The sequence below is a fragment of the Mycobacterium farcinogenes genome (assembly GCF_019739075.1).
In the GTDB taxonomy this organism is placed as follows: domain Bacteria; phylum Actinomycetota; class Actinomycetes; order Mycobacteriales; family Mycobacteriaceae; genus Mycobacterium; species Mycobacterium senegalense.
This window is the reverse complement of the sequence record NZ_CP081673.1, coordinates 3678873-3705138: the sequence shown is the minus strand read 5'-3', so window position 1 is coordinate 3705138 and position 26266 is coordinate 3678873. Positions and strand designations below refer to the sequence as shown.

Below are 26266 nucleotides of genomic sequence, written 5' to 3'. Positions count from 1 at the left end.
ATGATCGACACGACGCTGATCGGGGTGCTGCAGGAGCGTGCCAGCCTGCAACCCGACGACAACGCCTACACCTACGTGGATTTCGACAACGATCCCGCTGGCGTGTCCGTCACCCTGACCTGGTCGCAGCTGTACCGCAAAGTGCGGGTGCTGGCGCACGCGCTTCGGCAGCACGGCTCGGTCGGTGACCGGGCGGTGATCCTGGCTCCGCAGGGGCTGGAGTACGTCATCGCGTTCCTGGGATCGCTGCAGGCCGGGTTCATCGCGGTGCCGCTCTCGGTGCCGATGGGCGGAGTGCACGACGAGCGGGTGTCCGCGGTGCTCACCGATTGCCGTCCTTCGGTCATTCTCACCACCTCGCCGTCGGCCCCGGCGGTCACTGAATACGCTGTCCAGCAGGGTGATTCGGAAGCTCCCGCGGTGGTCTCGGTCGACACCCTCGATTTCGACGCACGGGTGAAGGCGATCAGCAGTCGCGAGGCCCGCCCGGAGACGGCTTATCTGCAGTACACCTCTGGCTCTACCCGCACCCCGGCCGGGGTGATGGTGACCAACCGCAACCTCACCGCCAACTTCGGGCAGATGATGTGCGACTTCTTCCCGCACTTCGGCAAGGTTCCGCCACCGGGTACCAATGTGGTCTCCTGGCTGCCGTTCTACCACGACATGGGTCTCATGCTCGGTGTCGTGGCCCCGATCCTCGGTGGCTGGCACACGGTTTTCACCACTCCGTTCGCCTTCCTGGCACGGCCGGCCCGCTGGGTCCAGATGATGGGCAGCTACCCCCGGGTCGTCACCGCCGGACCGAACTTCGCCTTCGAGCTGGCCGTCGGACGCACTTCGGACGAGGACCTCGCCGGCGTCGACCTCAGCGGTGTGATCGCGGTATGGAGCGGCGCCGAACGTGTGCACGAGGCGACCCTGAAGCGTTTCGCCCAGCGGTTCGGCAAGTTCAATTTCTCGGAGGACGTACTGCGTCCGTCCTACGGCTTGGCCGAGGCGACGCTGTATGTCGCCACCGGCGAGCCCGGTCCGCCCAGCGTGGTGGCCTTCGAAACGGAGAAGCTGTCGGCCGGGCACGCCGAGCGGTGTGAACTCGGGTCTGGTACTCAGCTGGTCGGATACGGCACTCCGGAATCACCGGTGGTGCGGATCGTGGATCCCGAGACGCGCCTGGAAGTTCAGGCCGGAGCCGTCGGTGAGATCTGGTCGCACGGCGAGAACAACTGCCTCGGCTACTGGGAGAAGCCTGAACAGTCCGAGTACACCTTCGGCGCGACCCTGCCCAGCCCGTCGCCCGGTACGCCGGAAGGGCCGTGGCTGCGCACGGGAGATCTCGGCTTCATCTCCGACGGTGAGCTGTTCATCATCGGGCGCATCAAGGATCTGCTGATCGTCCGGGGGCGCAACCACTATCCCGACGACATCGAAGCCACCATCCAGGAGATCACCGGCGGCCGTGTCGCGGCGATCGGGGTGGAGGAGGACCGCACCGAGCAACTGGTCGCGATCATCGAAGTCAAGAAGCGCGGCGATACCGAGGAAGCGGTGGCGGAAAATCTTCTGACCATCAAACGGGATGTGGCGTCGGCGATTTCACAGGCGTACGGGCTGAGTGCCGCCGACTTGGTACTGGTGCCCCGCGGTGCGATTCCGATCACCACCAGCGGCAAGATCCGGCGCGCCTCGTGTGTGGAGCAGTACCAGAACGGTCAGTTCAACCGGCTCGACGAAGCCCTGCAGCCGGCGTAGCGCGAGTACCCGACACACGTGGATTGCAGACTCGCCTTCATCGACCAGGCATCGTTTCTGAGCCTGCGCGCCCTGGATCGTGGACCGCTCATGCAGTACACCTGGATCTACGATCGCCCGGTTGATCTGGACGGAATCCGCCGATTCCAGCGCAACCTGGCAGGTGGTCTGCTGGGGCGGCGGATCGAGCGGTCACCGTTGCAGTTCGGGCGGCACCGGTGGGTCGCGTCGCCGGCGCAGGCCGATCTCGAAGTCTCGGTGAGCGATTGCCCACGCGCCGACGTGTGGGCCTGGGCCGACGACCGGATCCGGCGTCCGATCGATCCCGAGCGAGGACCGGCGTGGCACCTCGGTGTACAGCCCTTCAGTGACGGAGGTGCGGCGGTGTCCCTGGTGGCGTCGCATTCCGTGGTCGACGGGCAGGCCATGACGATGTCGGTCGCCGAGGCGGTGACCGGCGCGAAACGTGAATTGGGTTATCCCGAGCCGGGATCGCGGTCGCGCAGGCAAGCGTTGGCCGAGGATGCCCGGGCTGCTTTCCGGTCGGTGCCCGACATCGGCCGGGCGGCAGTTGCTGCCGTGCGGGTGGCCCGCGCCGAGCGTGAGGATCTTGCGTCCTCGTTCAAAACCGCGGCCGACGTACCGCCGGCGGGGGATGACCTCCCGGTGCTGGCCCCGACTGTTGCGGTGTTCATCGACGTGGAGCAGTGGGACGACCGGGCGAGAAGGCTTGGCGGCACGAGCAATTCGTTGTTCGCCGGGGTGGCCGCGCGGCTGGGGCAGAAACTGGGGCGCCCCGGTGCCGACGGGACGGTTATGTTGTCGTGGCCGGTCAGCGAGCGCACCCCGACCGACACGCGCGCCAACGCGTTGATCGCCGCAAAGATGCGCGCCGATCCCGACACCGTGACCACCGACCTGAGCGCGGTCCGCAGTGCGATGAAGGCGGCCCTCGCCGAGTCCGCGGAGTTGTCGGCTCGGCTGCTCGCGCCCTTGCCGTTGACTCCGCTCACGCCTAAGGCATTGGTTCGCAGACTCGAGGCGATGGTGGTGTCCGTCGACAACCCGATCGGCTGTTCCAACATCGGCGAACTGGACCCCGCGATGAATCGTCCCGACGGTACCGACGCGGACCTAGTCTCGCTGCGCCTTCTGGAGCCTCAGATCACCACCCGCGTGCTCAACCGGATCGGCGGTTACCTTTCGCTGGTGTCAGGACGGGTGAACGGCCGGATATTCATCAGCGTCGGGGCGTGGACAGTCGGCGCCGTGAATTCCAAGGAGGCTCTGCGCGCAACGGTGCGGGCCGGGTTGGACGACTTCGGGTTGTCCGGCGTCGTCGAATAACGCTCAGCGCCCGGCGAATCCGAGGGCGATCAGCAAAATGCCGGCGATTGCGAGCACCAGCGCGAAATCGCGGCGCCGGCGAGCCCGGATCCAACGCTGGAAGGATGCGAGGGCGGACTGTGTCCGGTCCGGTGCAACGGCATAGCTCACCAGCGGCGCCGCGGACACGATGTTGGCTACCAGGAGATAGCCGCCGATGGTCAGTGCCTTCGCCCATGCGGACACGCTCGACGCAGCGATGACGACGAGCAACGCCATGTACTCGACCGAAGGTAGTGCGGTGCTGACGCCCATCGCACCTGACACCCAGGGTGAGGTCCCCAGCGCCCTGCCTTTGAGCCAGCCGGGCGTTTCGGCTACGGGCACCACGCCGGCGTCGCCGACCTCTGGCTCGGCAGCTCCGACCGGCACGGCTTTGCGTGACAGGGCGCCGACGGAGACGTTGGTGGCCAAGAACGCCGCGAGCAGCACTGCCAGCACGCCCACGACGAGTTGCACTGTGGCACCGTCGATCTCAGGGACCCTGAACAACCCACGGTGCACCACGAACACCACGAGAACCGCGACTGCGGCGCTCATCAGCACGCCGCCGCACAGGTAGGCGGCGAGTTGCAGGATCGGCCGGGGCCGGCTCAGCACGACGAGGATGAAACCGATTCGGGTCGGGTCGAAGTTCACCGCGATGGCAAGCGCCAGAACGGTGGTCCACATGCTTGACGACCTTACCGGCGGCCCGCCGCGGCGGACTGTTCGAGCAGCGTCGCCGCGTTCGCGACGCTGACGTCCGGAGCGGTCATCCCGGCGCCGAACGCCCGCGCGCGCGATGCGTATTCCGGCCGCAGGATCTTCTCCAGCTGAGTTCGCAGTGATTTGGCCGTGACGCTGGAGAACCGCTGTGCGGATCCGACTCCGAGCCGTTTGATCTGACGGGCGAAGATCGGTTGATCGGCTGCGACCCACAGGATCAGGGCGGGCACCCCGGCCCGCAGGCCCGCGGCCGTGGTGCCCGAACCGCCGTGATGGACGACGGCACGGCAGAGCGGGAAGACCGCGGCATGGTTGACCGCGCCCACCACCTTGACGTGTTCGGCTTGCCGAACAGCCGGCAGATCCCACACGCCGGCGCTGATCAGCGCGCGCTGACCGAGTTCGCCACACACGTCGGAGATCATCTGCACGGCCTCGGCAGGGTTCTCGACCGGCATGCTGCCGAATCCGAAGTAGATCGGCGGCGGCCCGGCGCCGACCCAGGATGTCACTTCGTCGTCGTGGTCGGTGCCCAGGCCCATGGTGATCGTGCCGACCAACGGCCGTGTCTCGCCCCATTCCGCGGACAAACCGGGGAAGAGCAGCTTGTCGTACGCCTGGATCTCCAGCGCACCACTGTCGACGACGCGCCGGGCCGAGCGGACTCGTGCCGGCGGCAGGCCCAGTTCTCGTCGTTGGGTGTCTTCGGCTTTCTTGGACAGCCGCCACAGCGCCCATTCCAGGCCGGCGAACCCGGATTCGATCAACCACTTGGGGGCCGGCACCGGGACGATCTGACTGTTCGGGCGGGCCGGGAAATAGTGCAGAGCGGCCAACGGAATGCCATGGTGCTCGGCGACATTCGCGGCGACCTCTTGGTAGGTGGTCCCGGTCAGGATCAGGTCTGCCCCGTGTGCCAGCGGCGCCAGAGCGGCATTCATGTCCGCCCAGCCTTCGGCGATGTAGGCGATGCCTTCACGCAGGGCGGTGACGGGGTTCTGCGGTTTCCAGAAGTTACGGAACACGTCGTTGTCGAGCTGCTTCTGGGAATCGACTCCGTAGGCCGTTGCCGGCGCCAGCCCGACTTTCTCGACGAACTCGATCAGGTTCGGCGGCACAGCCATCCGAACTTCGTGGCCACGGTCGCGCAAGGCCAGACCGACGGCGGCGCACGGCTCGACATCACCGCGGGTTCCGTGGACTGCCACGACAAACTTCACTGGCTACCCCACTGTCGGTTCAAGGCGCCGAACGCCTGGATTCCGCTACACGCTAGCGGTTGCGGTGGGTTCATGGCCTGCCAGGTTCGGCAGGAACCGCCTGCGACGTCGGCACGCCAGCTGATGGATGCTGTTCGGCGACTTTGCCATTGGGAGGCCGATTTGGCGTCTCATCCGGCGTCGCCGCAGCCTTCGATGATTGCTGCGCCACCAGGCATTCGTAGCGGTTGTTTGCCTCTGAGAGCCGTGTAGCCTGTTGGGATGTTGAGCCGCGCCAAGGTCAGCGGCGCGTTCGCTCGCGTAAGTTTCGCCGGCATCGGTCAACTCGTCGTTCGGCATCCCGTGGCGGTCATTGCCGCGTGGTTGCTGCTGGCGGCGTCACTGTTTTTGGCCATTTCACCGCTGACAGAGGTGGCCCAACGGAATCCGCCGGACTTCCTGCCGGCGAGCGCACCGGTGCTGGTGGCCGGACAGAAGATGAAGGACGCGTTCCACGAGGCCGACGCGGGCAATTTCGCCGTGGTCGTGCTGAGCAACGAGAACGGCTTGTCCACCGCCGACGAAGACACCTACCGGCACCTCGTCGAGCGCCTGAAGGCCGACAGCGACAGCGTGACCTCGACGCAGAACTTCGTCGACATTCCCGAATTGCGCGCGGCCATGACGAGCAAGGACCAGAAGGCCTGGACCTTGCCGGTGAGCCTGGCCGGAACGATGGGAACCGGGCCCGGGCAGGAGGCGTATCGGAGCGCGATCAAGACCGTCGAGGAGGCCACGCAGAATTCGACACTGTCGGTCAACGTCGTGGGCGCTGCGGCCACGTTCGACGACATCGACAAGATCGGCGCGCGTGATCAGCACGTCATCGAGATCGCCACCGTCCTGATGGTGCTGACGATCTTGATCATCGTCTACCGGAACCTGGTGGCGATGGTCATCCCGTTGATCACCATCGGGGTGTCGATGGTCGTCGCGCAGCAGGTCGTGGCCGGCCTCGGTGAGCTGGGACTCGGGCTTGGTCCGCAGACGATAGTGCTGATGACCGGCATGCTGATGGGTGCCGGGACCGACTACGCGGTGTTCCTGTTCAGCCGGTATCAGGAATTGCTGCGGGCCGGAATGAGCTCCGACGTGGCCATCGTCAGCGCGCTGACCTCGATCGGCGAGGTGATCGCCGGATCGGCGGCGACTGTCGCGATCACGTTCCTCGGCCTGATGTTCACCACCCTGGGCGCCTTTTCGACTGTCGGTCCGGCGTTGGCGGTGACCGTCTTCATCGGCTTCCTGGCATCGGTGACGCTGCTGCCCTCGTTGATCACCCTGGCCGGCCGCCGCGGGTGGGTCAAACCTCGCCGAGACGTGACCGGCAGGTTCTGGCGCAGGTCGGGCATCCACGTGGTGCGCCGTCCGTTCGCGCATCTGGCCGGCAGCCTGGTGATCCTGTTCGCGCTGGCCGCGTGTGCGGCCATGGTCAAGTTCAACTACGACGACCGCAAGGCGCTGCCTGCCGATTCCGCGAGCAACCGCGGGTATGAGGCGATGGACAAGCATTTCCCCATCAGCCAGACCTTGCAGCAGTTCATCCTCATCCAATCGCCACAGGATCTGCGCACGCCCAAGGCGCTTGCCGACATGGAGCAGATGGCCCAGCGGGTCAGCCAGCTCCCCGACATCGACGTGGTGCGCGGTATCACGAGGCCGACCGGGGAGGTGCTCGAACAGGCCAAGGCCACCTACCAGGCCGGTGAGGTGGGCGGCAAATTGCGCGATGCCTCCAACCTCATCGAGAGCAACAACGACAATCTCGACAAGCTCAGCGGAGGCGCGCATCAACTCGCCGACGTGTTGGGCCAGGTGCGGACCCAGGTGGTCGGCGCGATCGGCTCGGTTCGCGGTCTCGTGGGCGCACTCGAGGACATGCAGAAGCGCTTCGGCGGATCCAAGACCCTGACCTCCGTCGACAGCACGTCGAGCCTGGTCGGCAATATGCGATCACTCGGGGATGCGCTCAAGAAGAACCTGAGCCAGGCCAAGGCCATCCGGGACTGGGCGAAGCCGGCCGTCGATGCCCTCAACGTCAGTCCGGCCTGCAATCTCGACCCGGCCTGTGTGTCGTCGCGGGCAGACCTGCAGCGTGTCGTGGCCGCGTACGACGACGGCACCGCGAACACCATCGCCGATCTCAGCCGGCAGCTCGAGTCCACCGACGGCAGTTCCACCCTCGATGACACGATCCGTGACCTTGAGGCGACGATGGGCAAGGCGACCAGCGCACTTCAGCAGCTGGGCATGAATGATCCGCAAGGCCTGCAACAGCAGATCAACACCGCGGTCCAGGGAGCCAACCTGCTGGCCGATTCGAGCCGGCAACTGGCCGATGGCGTGCAGTTGCTCGTCGACCAGACCCGCACGATGGGTGGTGGCCTAGACCAGGCATCGGGGTTTCTGCTCGGGATGAAGCGGGACGCGGCGAATCCGCCCATGTCGGGCTTCTACATTCCGCCGGAGATACTCACCCAAACGGAGTTCGAGAAGGCGGCGAAGCTGTTCGTCTCGGATGACGGCCACACGGTGCGCTACCTCGTCCAGACCGCGCTCAACCCGTTCGGCAGCGAGGCGATGGATCAGATCGATCAGATCGTCGCGACCGCCAACAGTGCCAAACCGAACACGACGTTGGCCGACGCCGAGATCTCGATGGTCGGTTTTTCTGCGGTCAACCGCGACATCCGCGGGTTCTACAACGCCGACATCCGCTACATCGTGTGCATCACGTTGATCGTGGTGTTCTTGATCTTGGTGGCGCTGCTGCGGGCGGTGGTGGCACCGCTGTACCTCGTGCTCTCGGTCGTGGTGTCCTATCTATCGGCGCTGGGCATCGGTGTCGTGTTGTTCCAGTTCATCCTCGGCCGGGAGCTGTCCTGGAGCGTTCCGGGAATGGCGTTCCTGGTCTTGGTCGCGGTGGGTGCCGACTACAACCTGCTGCTCATCTCGCGGATCCGTGACGAATCCCGGCTGGGTATCAGATCGGGGGTGATCCGCACGGTAGGGGCGACGGGCGGGGTGATCACCTCGGCCGGTCTGATCTTCGCCGCTTCGATGCTGGCCTTGACGGTGAGCAGCATCGCCAGCATCGTCGAGATCGGTTTCATCATCGGCGTCGGGCTGTTGCTCGACACGTTCCTGGTCCGCACGATCACCGTGCCCGCCGCGGCCGTTCTGATCGGCAAGTTCAACTGGTGGCCGTCGAAACCCCGCCGACACGGGGCCGATGCGCGGGATGCCGACGCCTCAGTGCCGGCTTGAGGTCAGCCACCGCGTCTTGATTCGCCAGGAGTGGGCGGAGGCCAGCGCGAAGATCGCGCCGCATGCGCACGCGAAAACCCAGACCAGGCGGCCGTTTTCGATGGGCTGCAGGGCCGGGACCAGCGACGTGACGATCCGGGTGGCGCAGGCGAGCATCCCGCTGACCGAGGCGAACAGGTAGATGTTGGCGATCTTTCGGGATTGCGGGTCGCGGCGTAGCACCAGCATGGCCCGGGCGCCGTAGCCCAACAGGTAGAGCAAGGTGCCGCAGAGCAGGATCCAGTAGGCACTGAGCCAGAAGTCCGTCGGCACCTGGAAGAAGTCGGCCCGGTACACCGCGGCGCCGTTGCCCATCCAGAACGTGGCGAGCAGGACGGGGATGCAGATGGTGGCCGGTCGCTCCACGTACTGCTTGAAGGAGCGTTGCATGGCGTTGTCGTCCTGCAGGCGGCCCAGGGAGTTGTAGACGATGGCCGAGGCGGCGACGATGTAGGCGTCGTGGCCGATGTAGTCCTCGACGTTCCACTTACCGGTCAGCTGGTACAGAACGTGCCCGATGGTTTCCGAGGCCCACGGGGACATCAGGAACACCGCTACTCCCTGGAGGGCGATGTTCAGGGTGGCGGCCACTTCCCACCGGCAGGACCAGGTGACCCTTCTGATCCACAGACTCCATGCGATGCAGCCCAGTGTGATGGCGATGAGGGTGGCGACGGACATAGCGATTGCCTCGGGAGATCGTGCGGGAACAGGCGCGCCGCTGCTAGAGCGGGGGAGCGTCGGGTCGTGGGGTCAGTTCGGACAACTTCTTGGGCCGGTGGACGGCGGGACGGACACGGGTGGAGGTGTTCACCGGGGCCACCGTCACCGGTGACGACTCCATGTAGTGCCACACTTCCTGGCGACTCATCAGCCCGAATCGGATCTGCAGGTCGGGATAGCTGAGGTGGAAGCGGTCGGCTACCTGCCGCAGCTCCTCGGCATTGGGATAGTCGGCCTCTTTCACCCGCCGGTAGTACGTGCTGCTGGAGACGCCCAGCGCGCTGTACACCGCCTTGGCGTCGACTTCGCCGTCCAGCAGATAATCGAGCAGGGCCTTGAGTTGCCTGCCGTTCTCGTCGGTGCGCGGCATCAGAACACCATAAACCGTGAGCCCGTGTTCGGTCACAACGAACCACGGCAAAGCCAGCAATCACGTAATTGACAATGATGTCAGACTTTTGGCACAGCTCTCCCATTTTTGGGAATGGCTGGCTAGCGTTGTCGGCATGTCTGTTTCCGTCCTGCCTGACGCATATGGCACCGGCTCGTGGATCGCCGACTATGCCACGGTCGGGCCACCGGTCGCCGCCGACATCGCCACCGTCTCGAGCGCGTGGGATGCCGTGCTGGCCGCGGAGTTGCACGGCGCCGCGGCCGCCATGGACTGCAAAGTCGAGGAACTGCTGCTGGCAGCTCTTGGCCGCACGGTGGCCCGCACGATCGGTGAAGGCACGCTGGTCGTCGATGTCGCGACCGGCCCGCAGGGCGCCGGTGTCCGTCGGGTCGCGGTGCCATGTCTGGGGCGCCGCGGCCTGTCCGGGGTCGAACTCCTCGCGGCCGCCCGGCGGGGCGTCGACAGCGCCGATCATCCTTCGGCGGACGTGAGCCTGTCCTACGGTGGCGGGTCGGCGACGGCCCGGTCGCCGCACGCGCTGGCGGTTCAGGTGCAAGGCGACACCGAGGCCACGATGTGCCTGCAGTGGCGGTTCGACAGCCGCAGGTTCGATCACGGCACGGTTCAGGAATTGGCCGAGCAGTTTCCGCTCGCCTTGATCGAGGTCACCTCCGGGTAGGAGTGATTTCGTCACGATTTGCGGTGCTCATTAGACTGGGCGCATCGGCGCTGATCCGGCCATCACCGGGGAGCCTTCGGAAGAACAGCTGCTCTGGTTCGAATGTCGGATCCGGATCGGCCCAGTAGAACCGGACGGGTGGGCCCGTGATCGCCTGAAAGTTGAGCGGCGTGCTGCGGTGCAGCGCGCAAGCGGGGTGGTACCGCGGCGCTTGCGCAACCGTGCGACGTCGTCCCCGTGCCAGATGTGTGTCGAGCCGCCGAACTCGACACCGGCACAGGAGACGAGACGTGAGCGCCTACCCCAAGCCGGCCGCACCCAACTTCCCCGAGCGGGAACTCGAGGTGCTCGACTATTGGGCTGCCGACGACACCTTCCGGGCCAGCATCGCCCGACGCGCCGATGCCGAGGAATACGTCTTCTACGACGGGCCGCCGTTCGCCAACGGCCTGCCGCACTACGGCCATCTCCTGACCGGCTACGTCAAGGACATCGTGCCGCGCTACCGCACCATGCGTGGCTACAAGGTGGAGCGCCGATTCGGCTGGGACACCCACGGCCTGCCCGCCGAGCTCGAGGTGCAGCGCCAGCTCGGGATCGCCGACAAGGCCCAGATCGAAGAGATGGGCATCGAGAAGTTCAACGCCGCCTGCCGCGCCTCGGTGCTGAAGTACACCGACGAATGGCGCGCCTACGTCACGCGGCAGGCCCGGTGGGTGGATTTCGACAACGACTACAAGACCTTGGATCCCACCTTCATGGAGTCGGTGATCTGGGCCTTCAAGCAGCTGTGGGACAAAGGCCTGGCCTACGAGGGCAACCGCGTCTTGCCGTACTGCTGGAACGACGAGACCCCGTTGTCCAACCACGAGCTGCGCATGGACGACGACGTCTACCAGAGCCGCCAGGATCCGGCGGTGACGGTCGGGTTCACCGTGACCGACGGCCCGCTCAAGGGCGCCCACCTGCTCATCTGGACCACCACGCCGTGGACCCTGCCGTCCAACCAGGCCGTCGCCGTCAACCCCGACATCGATTACGTGCTGGTGCAGGGCGCCGACGGGCGCCGCTACGTCTTGGCCCAGGCGCGCCTGGCCGCCTATGCGCGGGAGCTCGGCGAGGAACCCGAGGTGCTGGGCAGCTACAGCGGCCGGGACCTGCTCGGCACGCATTACCTGCCGCCGTTCACCTATTTCATGGATGCGCCCAACTCGTTCCAGGTGCTGGCCGCCGATTTCGTCAGCACCGAGGACGGCACCGGCATCGTGCACATGGCTCCGGCCTACGGTGAGGACGACAAGGCCACCGCGGACACCGCGGACATCGTCGCGGTCACCCCGGTCGACTCGAAGGGCCGGTTCGACGCGTCTGTGCCCGATTACGCGGGGCAGCAGGTCTTCGAGGCGAATTCGCAGATCATCCGCGACCTGAAGAACGGCGACGGTGCCGCGGCGGCGAACGGGGCGGTGTTGCTGCGCCACGAAACCTACGAGCACTCCTACCCGCACTGCTGGCGGTGCCGTAATCCGTTGATCTACCGCGCGGTGTCGTCGTGGTTCATCAAGGTCACCGATTTCCGGGACCGGATGGTCGAGCTGAACCAGCAGATCACCTGGTATCCCGAGCATGTCAAGGACGGGCAGTTCGGCAAGTGGCTGTCCAACGCGCGGGACTGGTCGGTATCGCGAAACCGATACTGGGGCAGCCCCATTCCGGTGTGGAAGTCCGATGATCCGGCGTACCCGCGGATCGACGTCTACGGCAGCCTCGACGAGCTCGAACGCGATTTCGGGGTGCGGCCGACAGATCTGCACCGGCCGTTCATCGACGAATTGACCAGGCCGAACCCCGACGATCCGACCGGAAAGTCGACCATGCGCCGGATCGAGGACGTATTCGACGTCTGGTTCGACTCCGGGTCGATGCCGTACGCGCAGGTGCACTATCCGTTCGAGAACCGGGAGTGGTTTGACGGCACCCAGCGCGAGGACGCTCATTTCCCCGGCGATTTCATCGTCGAGTACATCGGCCAGACCCGAGGCTGGTTCTACACCATGCACGTGCTGGCCACCGCGCTGTTCGACAAGCCGGCGTTCAAAACCTGTGTGGCACACGGGATCGTCCTTGGCAACGACGGCCAGAAGATGAGCAAGTCGCTGCGCAACTACCCCGATGTCAGCGAGGTGTTCGACCGCGACGGGTCCGACGCCATGCGGTGGTTCCTGATGGCATCGCCGATCCTGCGCGGTGGCAACCTGATCGTCACCGAGCAGGGCATCCGGGAAGGCGTGCGTCAGGTACTGCTGCCGCTGTGGAACGCCTACAGCTTCCTGGCGCTCTACGCACCGCAGAAGGGCACCTGGCGGACCGACTCCGAAAATGTACTGGACCGTTACATCCTGGCCAAGCTGGCCCAGTTGCGTGACGATCTGACCGCTGCTCTGGACATGTGTGACATCTCCGGGGCCTGTGACGAGTTGCGGCAGTTCACCGAGGCGTTGACGAACTGGTATGTGCGCCGGTCACGTTCGCGCTTCTGGGAGGAGGACGCCGACGCCATCGACACCCTCCACACCGTCCTTGAGGTGGCCTGCCGGCTGGCCGCACCGCTGTTGCCGCTGGCTACCGAGGTGATCTGGCGTGGCCTGACCGGTGAGCGTTCGGTACATCTGACCGACTGGCCGGAAGCCGATGTGCTGCCGAAGGACGCCGACCTGGTGGCCGCGATGGACCAGGTGCGGGAAGTATGCTCGGTGGGTTCTTCGCTGCGCAAGGCCAAGAAGCTTCGCGTGCGCTTGCCGTTGCCGAAATTGACCGTGGCTCTGGATAAGTCGGTCGATCCGGCGGCTCTGGCGCCATTCGCCGATCTGATCGCCGACGAACTCAACGTCAAGGCCGTCGAGTTGACCGACGACATCGACACCTACGGCAAGTTCGATCTCGCGGTCAACGCCCGGGTGGCCGGGCCGCGTATCGGAAAGGACGTGCAGGCCGCGATCAAGGCGGTGAAGGCGGGGGAGGGCGTGGTCAATCCCGACGGCACCCTGACCGCCGGTCCGGTCGTCTTGCAGCCCGAGGAGTACACCGCGAAACTGGTTGCCGCCGAACCGGAGTGGACCGCCGCGCTGCCCGATGGCTCGGGTCTGGTGGTCCTCGATGGCACGGTAACCGAGGAACTCGAGGCTGAAGGCTGGGCCAAGGACCGCATCCGTGAACTTCAGGAACTGCGCAAGTCGACCGGCCTCGAAGTGTCCGATCGCATCTCTGTGCAGATCTCGGTACCGGCTGAGTACGAGCCGTGGGCCCGCGCCCACCGCGATCTCATCGCCGGTGAAATTCTGGCCACCACGTTCGAGTTCGTCGGCCCGGACGCGGGGCTGGACGGCGCAGCGATCGGAGACGGGGTGCGGGTCGCGATCGCCAAAGCGTGACGCGGGCATCAGCGCCGAGCGTGAACAAGATTGCGAGAATTCAGAACTTCTTCGACAACGAGTTCACGTTCGGCGCAGGGGTCCGTCAGCGTTCGGTCACGCGAGCCGTACGCTCGGCGAACGACACGATGTCGCCCGCTCGTAGCTGGCGGCCACGCCGCAGCTCGACCGCACCGTTGACACTCACCAGACCGTCGGCGATGACGGCCTTGGCGTCGGCGCCGCTGTCGATGAGTGAGGCCAGCTTGAGGAATTGCCCCAGGCGGATCGAGTCATCCCTGATCGGTACGTCAACCGGCTCCATGCACGTCAGGCTAGCGCCATAGCATCAGTAGACATGAACGGCGCCGAAGTCGCGGGCGCGGGCGGACGCTGGGTCCTGCACCTCGACATGGATGCGTTCTTCGCCTCCGTCGAGCAGTTGACGCGTCCCACCCTGCGCGGGCGGCCCGTGCTCGTCGGCGGGCTGGGCGGGCGCGGTGTGGTGGCCGGGGCCAGCTATGAGGCGCGCCGCTACGGCGCGCGCTCGGCGATGCCGATGCATCAGGCTCGTCGGCTGGTCGGCGCGCCTGCGGTGGTGCTGCCGCCGCGCGGCGCGGTCTACGGGGTGGCCAGCCGTCGGGCACTGGACACCGTGCGCGGCGTGATCCCGGTACTGGAGCAGCTGTCCTTCGACGAGGCGTTCGGGGAGCCGGCCGAGCTGGCCGGAGCCACCGCGGCCGAGGTCGAGGAGTTCTGTCAGCGGTTGCGGGCCAAGGTGCGCGAGCAGACGGGGCTCGTGGCCTCTGTGGGAGCAGGTTCGGGAAAACAGATCGCCAAGATCGCCTCGGGATTGGCCAAACCTGACGGGATCCGGGTGGTTCGCCGGGACGAGGAATCGCGGTTGCTCGACGGTCTTCCGGTGCGCAAGCTGTGGGGGATCGGTCCGGTTGCCGAAGAGAAGCTGCACCGGCTGGGCATCGAGACGGTGGGCGCGTTGGCCGCGCTTTCGGAGGCCGAGGCCGCGAGCGTGCTCGGTACGGCGGTGGGCGCTGCGTTACATCGGCTGGCTCGCGGCATCGACGATCGCCCGGTCGCCGAGCGGGCCGAGGCCAAGCAGATCAGCGCCGAGTCGACATTTCCCGAGGACCTCACCACGTTGCGTCAGCTGCAGGACGCGATCGGCCCGATCGGGGAGCACGCCCACCGTCGCCTGGAGAAGGACGGTCGCGGCGCTCGCACCGTGACCGTCAAGCTCAAGAAGTCCGACATGAGCACGCTGACCCGTTCGGCCACCCTGGCCTACGCCACCACCGAGGCCGCCACCCTGATCGCCACCGCTCGCCGGTTGTTGCTCGATCCCGTCGAGATCGGCCCGATTCGTCTTGTCGGCGTGGGATTTTCGGGATTGTCGGACAGTAGGCAGGAGTCATTGTTCCCCGATCTGGAGCAGCCGGACGAAAGCTCTGACTCCCACCATCAGGCCGCGGAGACCGCGCAGGTCACCCAAACCGGGTGGCGCATCGGCGACGACGTGATGCATCCCGACCACGGGCACGGCTGGGTCCAGGGTGCCGGACACGGCGTGATGACCGTGCGTTTCGAGACCCGTGCCACCGGGCCCGGCCCGGCCCGAACGTTTCCCGACGACACACCGGGTTTCCGTCGGGCCGACCCGATCGCCAGTCTGGACTGGGGTGATTATCTCGATGGGTTGGCCGACTACCAGAGCCCGCCGTAGTCCGCTACCAGAGCACGCCGGATGCGGGATCGAGTGAAAAGCCGTGGCGGCCAGAGGTTTTGCAGATCAGTGTGCCCTCGTGGGTGACGGCGCAGGCGGCCTCCCAGTTCTCCAGTCGATAGCCCGCGGGCAGCACGTCGACGTCTCGGGTGAACAGCTTGCTCCCCGAATAACGGTAGGAGGCCGGTGCGCCGGCCTCCACGAAGGTCTGGTTCATCCCCTCGGGCGCGTCGGCGGGCACCGAGTCGCAACCGACCGGGCCGCGGTTGGGCAGGATTCCGCAGAACCGACCGTCCGGGGTCTGGAAATACAGCCCATAGAAATCGGTGGGCGAGGTGTAGTTGCCCTCGGCGATCGGGTAGCCGTTGATGTCCTCGATGCCGGGTGGCGGCGGCCACGGCCAAGCCTGCGCGGTCGGAAGCGGGCTGAACGTCGTCAAGCCGACGGCAGCCGCCGCCGCAATGTGGAAACGCACGTTCCCTATTTAACCTCAGCTCGTCAACCCCACGTGGTGATGACCTCGGCAACCGGTCGCGCGGTGGCCAACGCGGCCATCAGCAGGACCCTGGCCTGGGCCGGTCGGAGCCGGGGCGCCACCACAGCGCCGGCATCGACGAGTTGTCGGCCCGGTCCGTACTGGGCGGCGACCGGTCCGTCCGGCACGCGGCTCGACACCGCGACCGCCACGCCGCCGGCGCAGTGTCTGCGGACACCGTCGATCAGTGCGGCGCCCGCGTTGCCGGAGCCCATCGCCTCGATCACGATGCCCCGCGCACCGGCGGCGACGCAGGCGTCCAGGGCGGCCGCGTCAGCGCCTGGATATGCGGCGACGATGTCGACCCGCGGTGCTGTCGCAGCGGCCGGCGCGCCGAGGAACGCGCGAGCTTTCGTCGCGGTGATCGCACACCGGCCGTCGCGCACGGTTCCGAGCGCCGTTCCGTTGAAGGCGTCCAGCTCGTAGGTGTGGCGCTTGCGCAGGCCGAGCGGTTGCCAGACGGTGCCGGCGAAGCTGACCGCCACGCCGAGACCCCGTGCCTGGAGACTGGCCGCGACGGTGATCGCGTCGCGCAGGTTGCCCGGGCCGTCGCTGTCCGCGGCATCTGCGCTGCGTTGCGAACCGGTGAGCACCACGGGCACGTCCGCACCGTAGGTGAGGTCCAGCCACAGCGCGGTTTCCTCCATGCTGTCGGTGCCGTGGGTGACCACGACGCCGTCGGCCCGCTCCGTGGCGGCACCGACCGCGCCGGCGATCCGGTCCCAGTCGGCGGGTGTCAGCAGTGCGCTGTCGGTCGCCATCACGTCGACGACGTCCACGTGCGCCTCGACGGGGATCCCGGCCGTGAGCTCTGCGCCGGAGCGCGACGGGCGCCTGATACCGGCCTCGTCGGTGCTGGTCGAGATGGTGCCGCCGGTGGTGATGACGACGATGCGTCCGGGCGGGTTCGTGGACTCCGTCACGGTGCAGATTGTCCCGCACCGACTGTTTGGGATGATGGGAGAGTGACTGATGAAACGTCAGGCCCGGCCGAGCCGGTGACCGACGCTACCGGGGACGCGAAATCGTCCCCTGCACCCGCCGCTGCGCCTCGGCGGCGGCTGCGTCTGCTGCTCACCGTTGCTGCCGTGGTCCTGTTCATCGACGTGGTGACCAAGGTGCTGGCGGTCCGCCTGCTGACACCTGGCCAGCCGGTGTCGATCATCGGTGACACAGTGACCTGGACGTTGGTGCGCAACTCCGGCGCGGCCTTCTCGATGGCAACCGGATACACCTGGGTTCTGACGCTCATCGCCACCGGCGTGGTGATCGGAATCGTGTGGATGGGTCGCCGGCTGGTTTCGCCGTGGTGGGCGATCGGCCTGGGCATGATCCTCGGCGGGGCGACGGGAAACTTGATCGACCGCTTCTTCCGTGCGCCCGGACCGCTGCGCGGCCACGTGGTGGATTTCTTCTCGGTCGGCTGGTGGCCTGTGTTCAACGTGGCCGATCCGGCGGTGGTGGGCGGTGCGATCCTGCTGGTGGCGCTGTCGTTGTTCGGCTTCGATTTCGATACCGTCGGGCGGCGCCGACCGGACGACGAGACGGCTGGGGCCGACGAGACCGCTGGGGCCGACGAGCCGGTGAGCTCCTCTGACGAGTCGGACGCGGTCGGTCGCCAGGCCGAGACGTCATAGTGACCACCCGGTCGATGCCGGTGCCCGAGGGCCTGGCGGGAATGCGAGTCGATGCCGGGCTGGCCCGGTTGCTCGGCTTGTCGCGGACGGCGGTGGCCGCGATGGCCGAGGACGGCGGTGTCGATATCGACGGCGTTCCGGCGGCGAAGTCGGACAAGCTCGTCGCGGGCGCCTGGCTGGAGGTCCGACTGCCCGAGGCCCCACCGCCCGTCGAGAACACGCCGGTCGACATCGAGGGGATGGACATCCTCTACGCCGACGACGACATCGTGGCGGTGGACAAGCCGCCGGGGGTGGCCGCGCACGCCACGGTCGGCTGGCACGGACCGACAGTGCTGGGCGGCTTGGCCGCCGCCGGGTTCCGCATCAGCACCTCGGGGATCCACGAACGCCAAGGCATCGTGCACCGGCTCGACGTGGGTACCTCCGGCGTCATGGTGGTCGCTCTGTCGGAGCGGGCGTACACGGTCCTCAAGCGGGCGTTCAAGCAGCGCACCGTGGACAAGCGTTACCACGCGCTCGTGCAGGGCCATCCGGATCCGTCGAGCGGCACCATCGACGCGCCGATCGGGCGGCACCGGGGGCACGACTGGAAGTTCGCGGTGGTCGAGGGTGGTCGGCACAGCATCACCCATTACGACACGGTCGAGGCGTTTCAGTCCGCCAGCCTCCTCGACATTCACCTTGAAACGGGGCGGACCCATCAGATCCGTGTGCACTTCGCCGCTCTGCACCACCCGTGTTGTGGCGACATGACCTACGGTGCCGACCCCACCTTGGCGAAAAGGCTTGGGCTGGAACGGCAGTGGCTGCATGCCCGGTCCCTGGCCTTTGCCCATCCGGCTGACGGCAGGCGGATCGAGATCACCAGTCCATACCCGGCTGACCTGCAGGCCGCGCTCGACGTCCTGCGCCGTCACTAGCCGTGGGCGTCCAGGCGCCGCCGCGGCGTGGGGTCGGGCGCTCCGGGGTGCTGTACGGCGCGGGCGCCTACATCTGGTGGGGCCTGTGTCCGGGGTTCTTCCTGTTGTTACTGCCGGCCGGGGCGCCAGAGGTGTTGGCCCACCGCATCGTGTGGAGCGCGCTGTTTCTGGTCCTGGTGCTGGCGGTCGCCCGTCGGCTCGGTGATCTACGGCGCCTGACGCGGCGGACCTGGCTGCAGCTGTTGGGTGCCTCGGCCCTGATCTCGATCAACTGGGGCACTTACATCTACGCCGTCACGACCGGTCATGTCGTGGATGCGGCGCTCGGATACTTTATCAATCCCTTGGTGAGCGTGCTGTTGGGTGTGCTGGTGTTCCGGGAGCGGATCAACCGGTGGCAGGCGGTCGCGTTGGCGCTGGCTGTCGTGGCAGTGGCGATCTTGACCGTCGAGCTGGGTGCCCCGCCCTACATCGCGGTCATCCTGGCGCTGTCATTCGGGGTCTATGGGCTGGTCAAGAAGGTGGTGCAGGCCGATCCGCGGGTGAGTGTGGCGGTGGAAACCTTGGTGGCGCTTCCGATCGCGGCGGGCTACCTGATCACCCTTGAGGTGTTGGGGCTGGGCAACTTCCTCAACCACGGCCCCTGGCATGCGGGGCTGCTGTTGCTCGCCGGACCGGTCACCGCCGTGCCGCTGCTGCTGTTCGCTGCGGCCGCGCAGCGTCTGCCGATGGTGACGCTGGGCCTGCTCTTCTATCTCAACCCGGGCTTGCAGATGGCCTGGGGTGTGTTCATCGGTCACGAACCCATGCCGCCGGGGCGCTGGGTCGGCTTCGCGTTGATCTGGGTGGCGTTGGTGATCATGACGGTGAGTGCGCTGCGGGGAAAGCCCGCCGATTCGGGCACCGCCACCGTGGCTGCGGCGGAATCCGAATCCTCCTCGCGGTGACGGCCCGGGGCAGGCGCTGACCCGCGTCGGTACGGCAGTTGCGGGGTGCCTCTTGACCCCGACTGGCAATGCCATAAGGTTTGCTAGATGACTTCGCGTGGCAGGTCTCTGGGCGGCCGTCGAGGGCCGGGTCGGCCGGTGGGTGCTGACGCTGCGCAAACCCGTGAGCGCATCGTGCAAGCGGCCTACGAAGTGATCAACGAGCGCGGTTATGCGGCGACGACATTCCAGGAGATCGCCAAGCGCAGCGGCCTGAGCCGCCCGACGCTGAACTACTACTTCGCCACTCGCGAAGACCTCTACCATGCACTGCTGCAGCAGGCGCACGAGGTCGTCACGTCGTGCATCCGGATCGCGAAACAGCATGACGCAACACTGGATCGGCTACGCGCGTACATTGATGCCGTCGTGGCGGTATGGCACCGCGACGGAGCTGTGGTGGGGTTCCTGGTGAATGCGCGGCTCGAGTCGTACCGTCATCCCGGCCTGCCGTCGGCCACCGTCGCGGCAACCCGGGGCTTTCTCGGCGAACTGGTCAGCGAGGCGGTGGTCCGACGCGAGCTGCCGTCGCACACTGATCAGGCGAGTTTGGTCGAACTGCTGTATGCGATGCTGTGGGGAATGGGCGCCTACGCCGGCTGGCAGCGCCGCCCTGTCGATGTCGCGGTGATAGCTAAGCAACTGCAGATGGTGATCGGTGACGGACTGGCTCCGGTCACCGATCGTGATCGCTGACACTTCGGCACAGACACGCACCACCGACACGCCCGAACGTGTCGGTGGTGCGCCATAGACTGGCAGCCCTATGAGCGGTTCATCTTCGGGCTCCTTCGTCCACCTGCACAACCACACCGAGTACTCGATGCTGGACGGCGCCGCGAAGATCACCCCGATGCTGGCCGAGGCGCAGCGGCTGGGCATGCCGGCGATCGGCATGACCGACCACGGCAACATGTTCGGCGCCAGCGAGTTCTACAACTCGGCGACCAAGGCCGGCATCAAGCCGATCATCGGTATCGAGGCGTACATCGCGCCGGCCTCGCGGTTCGAAACCAAGCGTGTCCAGTGGGGTGATCCCAGCCAGAAGAGTGACGACGTCTCGGGTAGCGGTGCGTACACGCACATGACGATGGTCGCGGAGAACGCAACCGGTCTGCGCAACCTGTTCAAGCTCTCCTCGCTGGCCTCATTCGAGGGTCAGCTCGGCAAGTGGGCCCGCATGGACGCCGAGATCATCGCCGAGCATGCCGAGGGCATCATCGCGACCACCGGTTGCCCATCGGGTGAGGTGCAGACCAGGCTGCGGCTGGGCCACCGGCAGGAGGCGCTGGAGGCGGCGGCCAAATGGCGCGACATCTTCGGGCCCGACAACTTCTTCCTCGAACTCATGGACCACGGCCTCGACATCGAGCGCCGAGTCCGCGAGGGCCTGCTGGAGATCGGGCAGAAGCTGGGCATCCCGCCGCTGGCCACCAATGACTGCCACTACGTCACGCGCGACGCCTCGCAGAACCACGAGGCCCTGCTGTGCATTCAGACCGGTAAGACCCTGTCGGACCCGAACCGCTTCAAGTTCGACGGCGACGGCTACTACCTCAAGTCGGCCGAGGAGATGCGCGCGCTCTGGGACTCCCAGGTGCCCGGCGCGTGCGACTCCACGGTGCTCATCGGCGAGCGCGTGCAGTCCTACGCCGACGTCTGGACCCCTACCGATCGCATGCCGGTGTTCCCGGTCCCGGACGGGCACGACCAGGCCTCCTGGCTGACCCACGAGGTGCAGGCCGGCCTGGAGCGCAGGTTTCGCGGTGACCAGGTGCCGGCTGAGTACACCGATCGTGCGGCCTACGAGATCAAGGTCATCTGCGAGAAGGGCTTCCCGTCCTACTTCCTGATCGTGGCCGACCTGATCAACTACGCCCGCTCGGTCGGGATCCGGGTGGGCCCGGGCCGTGGGTCGGCGGCCGGTTCGTTGGTGGCCTACGCCTTGGGCATCACCAACATCGACCCCATCCCGCACGGTCTGCTGTTCGAGCGCTTCCTCAACCCGGAACGTCCGTCCGCCCCCGATATCGACATCGACTTCGACGACCGCCGCCGCGGCGAGATGCTGCGGTATGCGGCCAACAAGTGGGGCAGTGACCGGGTGGCCCAGGTCATCACCTTCGGTACCATCAAAACCAAAGCGGCGCTGAAGGATTCGGCCCGCGTGCATTACGGTCAGCCGGGTTTCGCGATCGCCGACCGGATCACCAAGGCGCTCCCGCCGCCCATCATGGCCAAGGACATCCCGGTCTCGGGGATCACCGATCCCAACCACGAGCGGTACAAGGAAGCCGCCGAGGTTCGCGCGCTGATCGACACCGATCCGGATGTGCGGACCATCTTCGAGACCGCGCGCGGGCTGGAAGGCCTGGTCCGCAACGCGGGTGTGCATGCCTGTGCGGTGATCATGAGCTCCGAGCCGCTCATCGACGCGATCCCGCTGTGGAAGCGGCCCCAGGACGGCGCGGTCATCACCGGTTGGGACTATCCGTCGTGTGAGGCCATCGGCCTGCTGAAGATGGACTTCCTGGGGCTGCGGAACCTGACGATCATCGGTGACTGCCTGGAGAACATCAAGGCGAACCGGGGGATCGACCTGGACCTGGACACGCTGCCGTTCGACGATCCGGCGGCCTACGAGCTGCTGGGCCGCGGCGACACGCTGGGGGTGTTCCAGCTCGACGGCAGCGCGATGCGTGACCTGCTGCGGCGCATGCAGCCCACCGGTTTCAACGACATCGTGGCGGTGCTCGCGCTCTATCGTCCCGGCCCGATGGGCATGAACGCCCACAACGACTACGCCGATCGCAAGAACGGCCGCCAGGCCATCAAGCCCATCCATCCGGAGCTCGAAGAGCCGCTCAAGGACATCCTCGCCGAGACCTACGGCCTGATCGTCTACCAAGAGCAGATCATGTTCATCGCGCAGAAGGTCGCCTCCTACACCATGGGTAAGGCCGACGCGCTCCGGAAGGCCATGGGTAAGAAGAAGCTTGAGGTGCTCGAGGCCGAGTACAAGGGCTTCAAGGAAGGCATGACCGCCAACGGGTTCTCCGAGGGTGCGGTGAAAGCCTTGTGGGACACCATCCTTCCGTTCGCCGGCTACGCGTTCAACAAATCCCACGCGGCCGGCTACGGCTTGGTGTCCTACTGGACGGCCTACCTGAAGGCGAACTACCCGGCCGAATACATGGCGGGCCTGCTCACGTCGGTCGGTGACGACAAGGACAAGGCGGCGGTGTACCTGGCGGACTGCCGCCGGCTCGGTATCACCGTCCTGCCGCCCGACGTCAACGAGTCGGTGCAGAACTTCGCCTCGGTGGGCGACGACATCAGGTTCGGTCTGGGCGCGATCCGCAATGTCGGTGCGAACGTCGTCGCGTCGCTGATCAGTACCCGTACCGAGAAGGGCAAGTACGCCGACTTCTCCGATTATCTCAACAAGATCGACATCGCGGCCTGCAACAAGAAGGTCACCGAATCATTGGTGAAGGCAGGTGCTTTCGATTCGCTCGGGCACCCCCGCAAGGGGTTGTTCCTGGTGCACACCGATGCGGTCGACTCGGTGCTCGGCACCAAGAAGGCTGAGGCCATGGGCCAGTTCGACCTCTTCGGCGGTGCCGATGACGGCGGTGGCACGGACGCGGTCTTCACCATCAAGGTGCCCGACGAGGAGTGGGAGGACAAACACAAGCTCGCCCTCGAGCGCGAGATGCTGGGCTTGTACGTGTCCGGCCATCCGCTCAACGGGGTCGCGCACCTGCTGGCCAATCAGGTCGACACGCAGATCCCGGCCATTCTCGACGGCGATGTCGCCAACGATGCGCAGGTGGTGGTCGGCGGCATCCTGGCTTCGGTCAACCGCCGCGTGAACAAGAACGGCTTGCCTTGGGCCTCAGCTCAATTGGAAGACCTCACCGGTGGTATCGAGGTGCTGTTCTTCCCGCAGACCTACTCACTGTTCGGCCATGAGATCGCCGACGACGTGGTGGTGCTGGTCAAGGCCAAGGTGGCGGCGCGCGACGACCGGATCTCGCTGATCGCCCACGAACTCGTGGTGCCCGACTTCAGCAGTGCCCAGGCCGACCGCCCGCTCGCGGTCAGCCTGCCCACTCGTCAGTGCACGATCGACAAGGTCAGTGCGCTCAAGCAGGTTCTGGCCAATCATCCCGGCACATCTCAGGTCCATCTGCGGTTGATCAGCGGTGAGCGGATCACCACACTGGAACTGGACCAGTCGTTGCGGGTGACGCCGTCCTCGGCGTTGATGGGTGACCTCAAGGCGCTGCTGGGCCCGGGCTGTCTGGGGTAGCGGCCAGGTCGATCTTCACGATCGCGCTGTCCGGCCAGAGCTCACGGGTGCGAGCCCGCCGTAGTTTCTCCCGCAGCGGGAGGTCGCGGTGCACATTGGTGACACCGGGGATCTTCAATAGCGGCACGATGTTCCACTGCCAGCCGTAGCGGCGGTGCAGGGCACGGTTGGCCTGTTCGGCCGCCTCGCCGTCCAGGATGCTGGCCCGCCCGCTCAGCCAGGTGCCGCCGGTGATTCGCCCTTTGTAGTCACACACCACCAGTTCGACCTCGGGCCGGGTGGCGAGCCGCCGGGTTTTCGGCCCGATCTTGGTGCGGAACAATGCCGTTGGGCCGTCGAGGGCGAACCAGATCGGCGTGTCGACGGCGGTGCCATCGCGGCGGTAGCTGCGCAGCAACGCGTACTGGGAGTGGGTGAGGGTCTCTAGTGCGGTGTCGGTATGCGGCATGGAGCCAGTCAACGACTTAGAGTTGGCTCTAAGTCAAGCTCGGCGAGGAGGGCAGATGGCTGCGACGCTGACCATCGGAGACGTCACGCAGCGGACCGGGGTCGCTCAGACCGCGCTGCGCTACTACGAGCAGGTCGGTCTGCTGCCCGCGCCGCAGCGGGTGGCCGGGCAACGCCGCTACCAGGAGTCGGTCCTGATGCGGCTGGAAGTGATCAGGTTGTGCAAAGCGGCCGGGTTCTCGCTGTCCGAGATCGGGCTGCTGCTCAAAGACGACACTCCGGGTCGGCCGGTGGCTCGTGATCTGGCCCAGAGCAAGTTGGCCGAGATCGACGCACAGCTGGAGGCGCTGGCCCGTGCGAGGGCCATCATCGAGTGGGGAATGCGGTGCACCTGCCCGTCGATTGAGTTGTGCACCTGCGGGATTCATCACGACCTGCCAGTCTGAGGCGACGGCCGTTCAGAACCGGTACCGCAGGATGCGCGCCTTGCGGGCCGTGGCCTTGCTGAGGCCGCTGGCGCGCGTGGCGATCCGCAGTAGTCCCGGGAAAAGGTCGACTTCCGGTTGGTGGGTCAGGCTCGATTCCTCGATGAGGTGCAGGCGCGGGTTCCAGGTTTCGGGCTGGTGCGCGTCCTTGAAACCGGGGTAACCCCATTGACTTCCGACGTCCTTGAACATCTTGGCCGGGAAGAACTTCAGGGCCGCCCGGCTCACCCAGCCGATGCGGCCGTAGTCGTTGAAGGCGATCTCCCCGGAATCGAAGTGTTCGGTGACGGTCCGGAAGACACTTGCGATCACGGGTTCCGTGAGGAACGCGAACAGCCCGTCGGCCACCAGCATCGTCGGTCGATCGGCGGGGATGGGGTCAGTCCAGTCCGGGTCGGCCAACGACGCGGCGACGGTGTGGGCCTGGGGGAGCACCGGGAGCACGCGATCGCGCAACTCGCTGATCCCCGGCAGGTCCACGTTGTACCAGTCGACCGTCACCGGCGGCGAAACGCGGTGCACGCCGCTGTCGAGACCTCCGCCGAGATCGACCACGACGGCGTCGGGATGGTCGGCCACGAATGCCCGGACCCGGTCGTCGAGCATCTTGGCCCGCAGGGCGGTCTGGCAGACCACGCTGGTCTGGACCCCGAGGCCGGCGAAGTCGTAGTCGAGCTCCTCGGCGGTTTCCGCGGCCATGGTGTCACCGAGGATCGGATGATCCCAGCGGCTGTCGAGCGCCCTGGCGTACAGCGTCAGGAATGCGGTTTCCTCTACCGGGGTGAGGCCCGTCGTCGCAATACCCACAAGCCGACCGTACACCCGCCCACCGGCTGAACGTTCGAGCGAAAACGTTTACCTCCCTTGTGATCCCGGGGAGACGCGGGGCATGGCCTACGGTGGAACCATGCGCAGCAAGCATGTGAGCGTCTGGATCGCAGTGGCCCCTGACGTTGTGTACGCCTATGCCTCGGATCCGCGACAGTTGGCCACGTGGGCGGCGGGACTGGCGCAGGGCGGGTTGCGCCTCACTTCGCAAGGGTGGGTGGCGGATTCTCCGATGGGTGAGGTCACCGTCGAGTTCACGCCGACGAACACGCTGGGCGTGCTCGATCACGTGGTGCGGCTGCCCTCCGGAGAGGCCGTTTACAACCCGATGCGGGTGGTTCCGGCAGGCGTGGACGCAGCGGAGTGCGAGGTGGTGTTCACGGTCCGGCAGCGACCCGGCGTGACCGATGAGGAGTTCGAGGCGGATGTCGCCGCGGTGGCCGCCGACCTGGAGACGTTGCGCCGGCTGCTGGAGAGTCAGTGATCAGTTGGTGACATGTGGCCGAGCGCCAGCCACACCACGAAGGCGGCAGCGGCCGCCGAGAGCACAGCGGGCGCGGCGCTCATGGTCACCACCCCGACAGCCACCAACACCACGGCACCGATCGCCAGGGCGATCAGCTTGTAGGTCGGCCAGGGCACCCCGGCGATGTCGACCTCGTGATCGGCCCGGGAGGTGATGCTGCGAAAGTTCCCGGCGGTGGTCATATGTTCACGATAGCTCGCAACCATGATTTCGGCCAGCCGAAACC

The 26266-nt window shown here is 66.5% G+C and carries 23 protein-coding genes; 13 read left to right on the top strand and 10 right to left on the bottom strand.

Going from position 1 to position 26266, the window contains the following annotated elements:
• Together K6L26_RS17645 and K6L26_RS17640 are read left to right on the top strand one after the other, a co-directional pair.
• Positions 1-1752 carry an AMP-binding protein gene (locus K6L26_RS17645; RefSeq protein WP_221850968.1) on the top strand — a complete coding sequence of 584 codons (1752 nt, stop codon included), beginning with the start codon at positions 1-3 and terminating at the stop codon, positions 1750-1752.
• Between the two features lie 18 nt (positions 1753-1770).
• Complete coding sequence (locus K6L26_RS17640) at positions 1771-3099, top strand: hypothetical protein (protein WP_221850966.1); 1329 nt, start codon at positions 1771-1773, stop codon at positions 3097-3099.
• 3 nt (positions 3100-3102) lie between these two features.
• Here the strand turns inward: K6L26_RS17640 and K6L26_RS17635 are convergent, their stop codons facing one another.
• Entirely contained in the window at positions 3103-3810 is a 708-nt protein-coding gene (locus K6L26_RS17635) for a GAP family protein (protein ID WP_221850964.1), read from the bottom strand.
• A gap of 11 nt (positions 3811-3821) precedes the next feature.
• Positions 3822-5066: a glycosyltransferase gene (locus tag K6L26_RS17630; protein ID WP_019345245.1), complete on the bottom strand. Its 1245-nt coding sequence runs from the start codon at positions 5064-5066 to the stop codon at positions 3822-3824.
• A gap of 261 nt (positions 5067-5327) precedes the next feature.
• Here K6L26_RS17630 and K6L26_RS17625 point away from each other — a divergent pair, with 261 nt between their 5' ends.
• Complete coding sequence (locus K6L26_RS17625; protein WP_221850962.1) at positions 5328-8372, top strand: MMPL/RND family transporter; 3045 nt, start codon at positions 5328-5330, stop codon at positions 8370-8372.
• On the opposite strand, the gene K6L26_RS17620 is transcribed toward K6L26_RS17625, so the two are convergent.
• Entirely contained in the window at positions 8358-9092 is a 735-nt protein-coding gene (locus K6L26_RS17620; RefSeq protein WP_019344953.1) for a hypothetical protein, read from the bottom strand. The two genes, K6L26_RS17625 and K6L26_RS17620, sit on opposite strands and share 15 nt — an antisense overlap.
• 43 nt (positions 9093-9135) lie before the next feature.
• The gene (locus K6L26_RS17615) at positions 9136-9504 is read right to left on the bottom strand and encodes a hypothetical protein (RefSeq protein ID WP_036389799.1); all 369 of its coding nucleotides are present in this window, start codon (positions 9502-9504) and stop codon (positions 9136-9138) included.
• 136 nt (positions 9505-9640) lie between these two features.
• Here K6L26_RS17615 and K6L26_RS17610 point away from each other — a divergent pair, with 136 nt between their 5' ends.
• Both K6L26_RS17610 and ileS read left to right on the top strand, forming a co-directional pair.
• A complete protein-coding gene (locus tag K6L26_RS17610; protein ID WP_084676639.1) occupies positions 9641-10207 on the top strand; it encodes a hypothetical protein in 567 nt (188 codons plus the stop codon).
• Positions 10208-10497: 290 nt separating this feature from the next.
• Positions 10498-13638, top strand: a complete 3141-nt coding sequence (gene ileS, locus K6L26_RS17605) for an isoleucine--tRNA ligase (RefSeq protein ID WP_221850960.1) — start codon at positions 10498-10500, stop codon at positions 13636-13638.
• A gap of 85 nt (positions 13639-13723) precedes the next feature.
• Here ileS and K6L26_RS17600 read toward each other — a convergent pair whose 3' ends face one another.
• Complete coding sequence (locus K6L26_RS17600) at positions 13724-13942, bottom strand: RNA-binding S4 domain-containing protein (protein ID WP_019344017.1); 219 nt, start codon at positions 13940-13942, stop codon at positions 13724-13726.
• A gap of 33 nt (positions 13943-13975) precedes the next feature.
• On the opposite strand from K6L26_RS17600, the gene K6L26_RS17595 reads away from it, so the two are divergent.
• On the top strand, positions 13976-15358 hold the full coding sequence (locus tag K6L26_RS17595; protein ID WP_221850958.1) for a DNA polymerase IV: 1383 nt from the start codon (positions 13976-13978) through the stop codon (positions 15356-15358).
• Between the two features lie 4 nt (positions 15359-15362).
• Here the strand turns inward: K6L26_RS17595 and K6L26_RS17590 are convergent, their stop codons facing one another.
• Positions 15363-15833 carry a hypothetical protein gene (locus K6L26_RS17590; RefSeq protein ID WP_435405338.1) on the bottom strand — a complete coding sequence of 157 codons (471 nt, stop codon included), beginning with the start codon at positions 15831-15833 and terminating at the stop codon, positions 15363-15365.
• Between the two features lie 23 nt (positions 15834-15856).
• Positions 15857-16816 (bottom strand): asparaginase, encoded by a 960-nt coding sequence (locus K6L26_RS17585; protein WP_221850956.1) that lies wholly within the window; start codon positions 16814-16816, stop codon positions 15857-15859.
• 42 nt (positions 16817-16858) lie between these two features.
• On the opposite strand from K6L26_RS17585, the gene lspA reads away from it, so the two are divergent.
• The 5 genes from lspA (at position 16859) to dnaE (ending at position 23754) form a co-directional block, all read left to right on the top strand.
• Complete coding sequence (gene lspA, locus K6L26_RS17580; protein WP_076111982.1) at positions 16859-17530, top strand: signal peptidase II; 672 nt, start codon at positions 16859-16861, stop codon at positions 17528-17530.
• A complete protein-coding gene (locus tag K6L26_RS17575; RefSeq protein ID WP_019345860.1) occupies positions 17530-18453 on the top strand; it encodes an RluA family pseudouridine synthase in 924 nt (307 codons plus the stop codon). The genes lspA and K6L26_RS17575 overlap by 1 nt, the downstream gene beginning before the upstream one ends.
• Before the next feature lie 47 nt (positions 18454-18500).
• On the top strand, positions 18501-19400 hold the full coding sequence (rarD, locus tag K6L26_RS17570; protein WP_036389797.1) for an EamA family transporter RarD: 900 nt from the start codon (positions 18501-18503) through the stop codon (positions 19398-19400).
• Between the two features lie 138 nt (positions 19401-19538).
• On the top strand, positions 19539-20135 hold the full coding sequence (locus tag K6L26_RS17565) for a TetR/AcrR family transcriptional regulator (RefSeq protein ID WP_019345858.1): 597 nt from the start codon (positions 19539-19541) through the stop codon (positions 20133-20135).
• A 70-nt stretch (positions 20136-20205) separates the two neighbouring features.
• Entirely contained in the window at positions 20206-23754 is a 3549-nt protein-coding gene (gene dnaE / locus K6L26_RS17560) for a DNA polymerase III subunit alpha (protein ID WP_019347643.1), read from the top strand.
• Here the strand turns inward: dnaE and K6L26_RS17555 are convergent.
• Positions 23720-24202 (bottom strand): PPOX class F420-dependent oxidoreductase, encoded by a 483-nt coding sequence (locus K6L26_RS17555; RefSeq protein WP_019347642.1) that lies wholly within the window; start codon positions 24200-24202, stop codon positions 23720-23722. The genes dnaE and K6L26_RS17555 overlap by 35 nt on opposite strands.
• A gap of 55 nt (positions 24203-24257) precedes the next feature.
• Here K6L26_RS17555 and K6L26_RS17550 point away from each other — a divergent pair, with 55 nt between their 5' ends.
• Positions 24258-24647: a MerR family transcriptional regulator gene (locus tag K6L26_RS17550; RefSeq protein ID WP_019347641.1), complete on the top strand. Its 390-nt coding sequence runs from the start codon at positions 24258-24260 to the stop codon at positions 24645-24647.
• 12 nt (positions 24648-24659) lie between these two features.
• On the opposite strand, the gene K6L26_RS17545 is transcribed toward K6L26_RS17550, so the two are convergent.
• Positions 24660-25493, bottom strand: a complete 834-nt coding sequence (locus tag K6L26_RS17545; RefSeq protein WP_064899716.1) for a class I SAM-dependent methyltransferase — start codon at positions 25491-25493, stop codon at positions 24660-24662.
• Between the two features lie 100 nt (positions 25494-25593).
• Here K6L26_RS17545 and K6L26_RS17540 point away from each other — a divergent pair, with 100 nt between their 5' ends.
• Positions 25594-25998: an SRPBCC family protein gene (locus K6L26_RS17540; protein WP_085141294.1), complete on the top strand. Its 405-nt coding sequence runs from the start codon at positions 25594-25596 to the stop codon at positions 25996-25998.
• On the opposite strand, the gene K6L26_RS17535 is transcribed toward K6L26_RS17540, so the two are convergent.
• Positions 25992-26222 (bottom strand): hypothetical protein, encoded by a 231-nt coding sequence (locus K6L26_RS17535; protein WP_221850955.1) that lies wholly within the window; start codon positions 26220-26222, stop codon positions 25992-25994. The two genes, K6L26_RS17540 and K6L26_RS17535, sit on opposite strands and share 7 nt — an antisense overlap.
• Between the last annotated feature and the right edge of the window lie 44 nt (positions 26223-26266).

Excerpts from the sequence above, each read along its gene's own strand:
- K6L26_RS17645 (WP_221850968.1), top strand. The coding sequence starts at position 1 with ATGATCGACACGACGCTGATCGGGGTGCTGCAGGAGCGTGCCAGCCTG.
- K6L26_RS17635 (WP_221850964.1), bottom strand. The coding sequence starts at position 3,810 with ATGTGGACCACCGTTCTGGCGCTTGCCATCGCGGTGAACTTCGACCCG.
- K6L26_RS17625 (WP_221850962.1), top strand. The coding sequence starts at position 5,328 with ATGTTGAGCCGCGCCAAGGTCAGCGGCGCGTTCGCTCGCGTAAGTTTC.
- K6L26_RS17620 (WP_019344953.1), bottom strand. The coding sequence starts at position 9,092 with ATGTCCGTCGCCACCCTCATCGCCATCACACTGGGCTGCATCGCATGG.
- K6L26_RS17615 (WP_036389799.1), bottom strand. The coding sequence starts at position 9,504 with ATGCCGCGCACCGACGAGAACGGCAGGCAACTCAAGGCCCTGCTCGAT.
- K6L26_RS17610 (WP_084676639.1), top strand. The coding sequence starts at position 9,641 with ATGTCTGTTTCCGTCCTGCCTGACGCATATGGCACCGGCTCGTGGATC.
- K6L26_RS17600 (WP_019344017.1), bottom strand. The coding sequence starts at position 13,942 with ATGGAGCCGGTTGACGTACCGATCAGGGATGACTCGATCCGCCTGGGG.
- K6L26_RS17595 (WP_221850958.1), top strand. The coding sequence starts at position 13,976 with ATGAACGGCGCCGAAGTCGCGGGCGCGGGCGGACGCTGGGTCCTGCAC.
- dnaE (WP_019347643.1), top strand. The coding sequence starts at position 20,206 with ATGAGCGGTTCATCTTCGGGCTCCTTCGTCCACCTGCACAACCACACC.
- K6L26_RS17555 (WP_019347642.1), bottom strand. The coding sequence starts at position 24,202 with ATGCCGCATACCGACACCGCACTAGAGACCCTCACCCACTCCCAGTAC.
- K6L26_RS17550 (WP_019347641.1), top strand. The coding sequence starts at position 24,258 with ATGGCTGCGACGCTGACCATCGGAGACGTCACGCAGCGGACCGGGGTC.
- K6L26_RS17540 (WP_085141294.1), top strand. The coding sequence starts at position 25,594 with ATGCGCAGCAAGCATGTGAGCGTCTGGATCGCAGTGGCCCCTGACGTT.
- K6L26_RS17535 (WP_221850955.1), bottom strand. The coding sequence starts at position 26,222 with ATGACCACCGCCGGGAACTTTCGCAGCATCACCTCCCGGGCCGATCAC.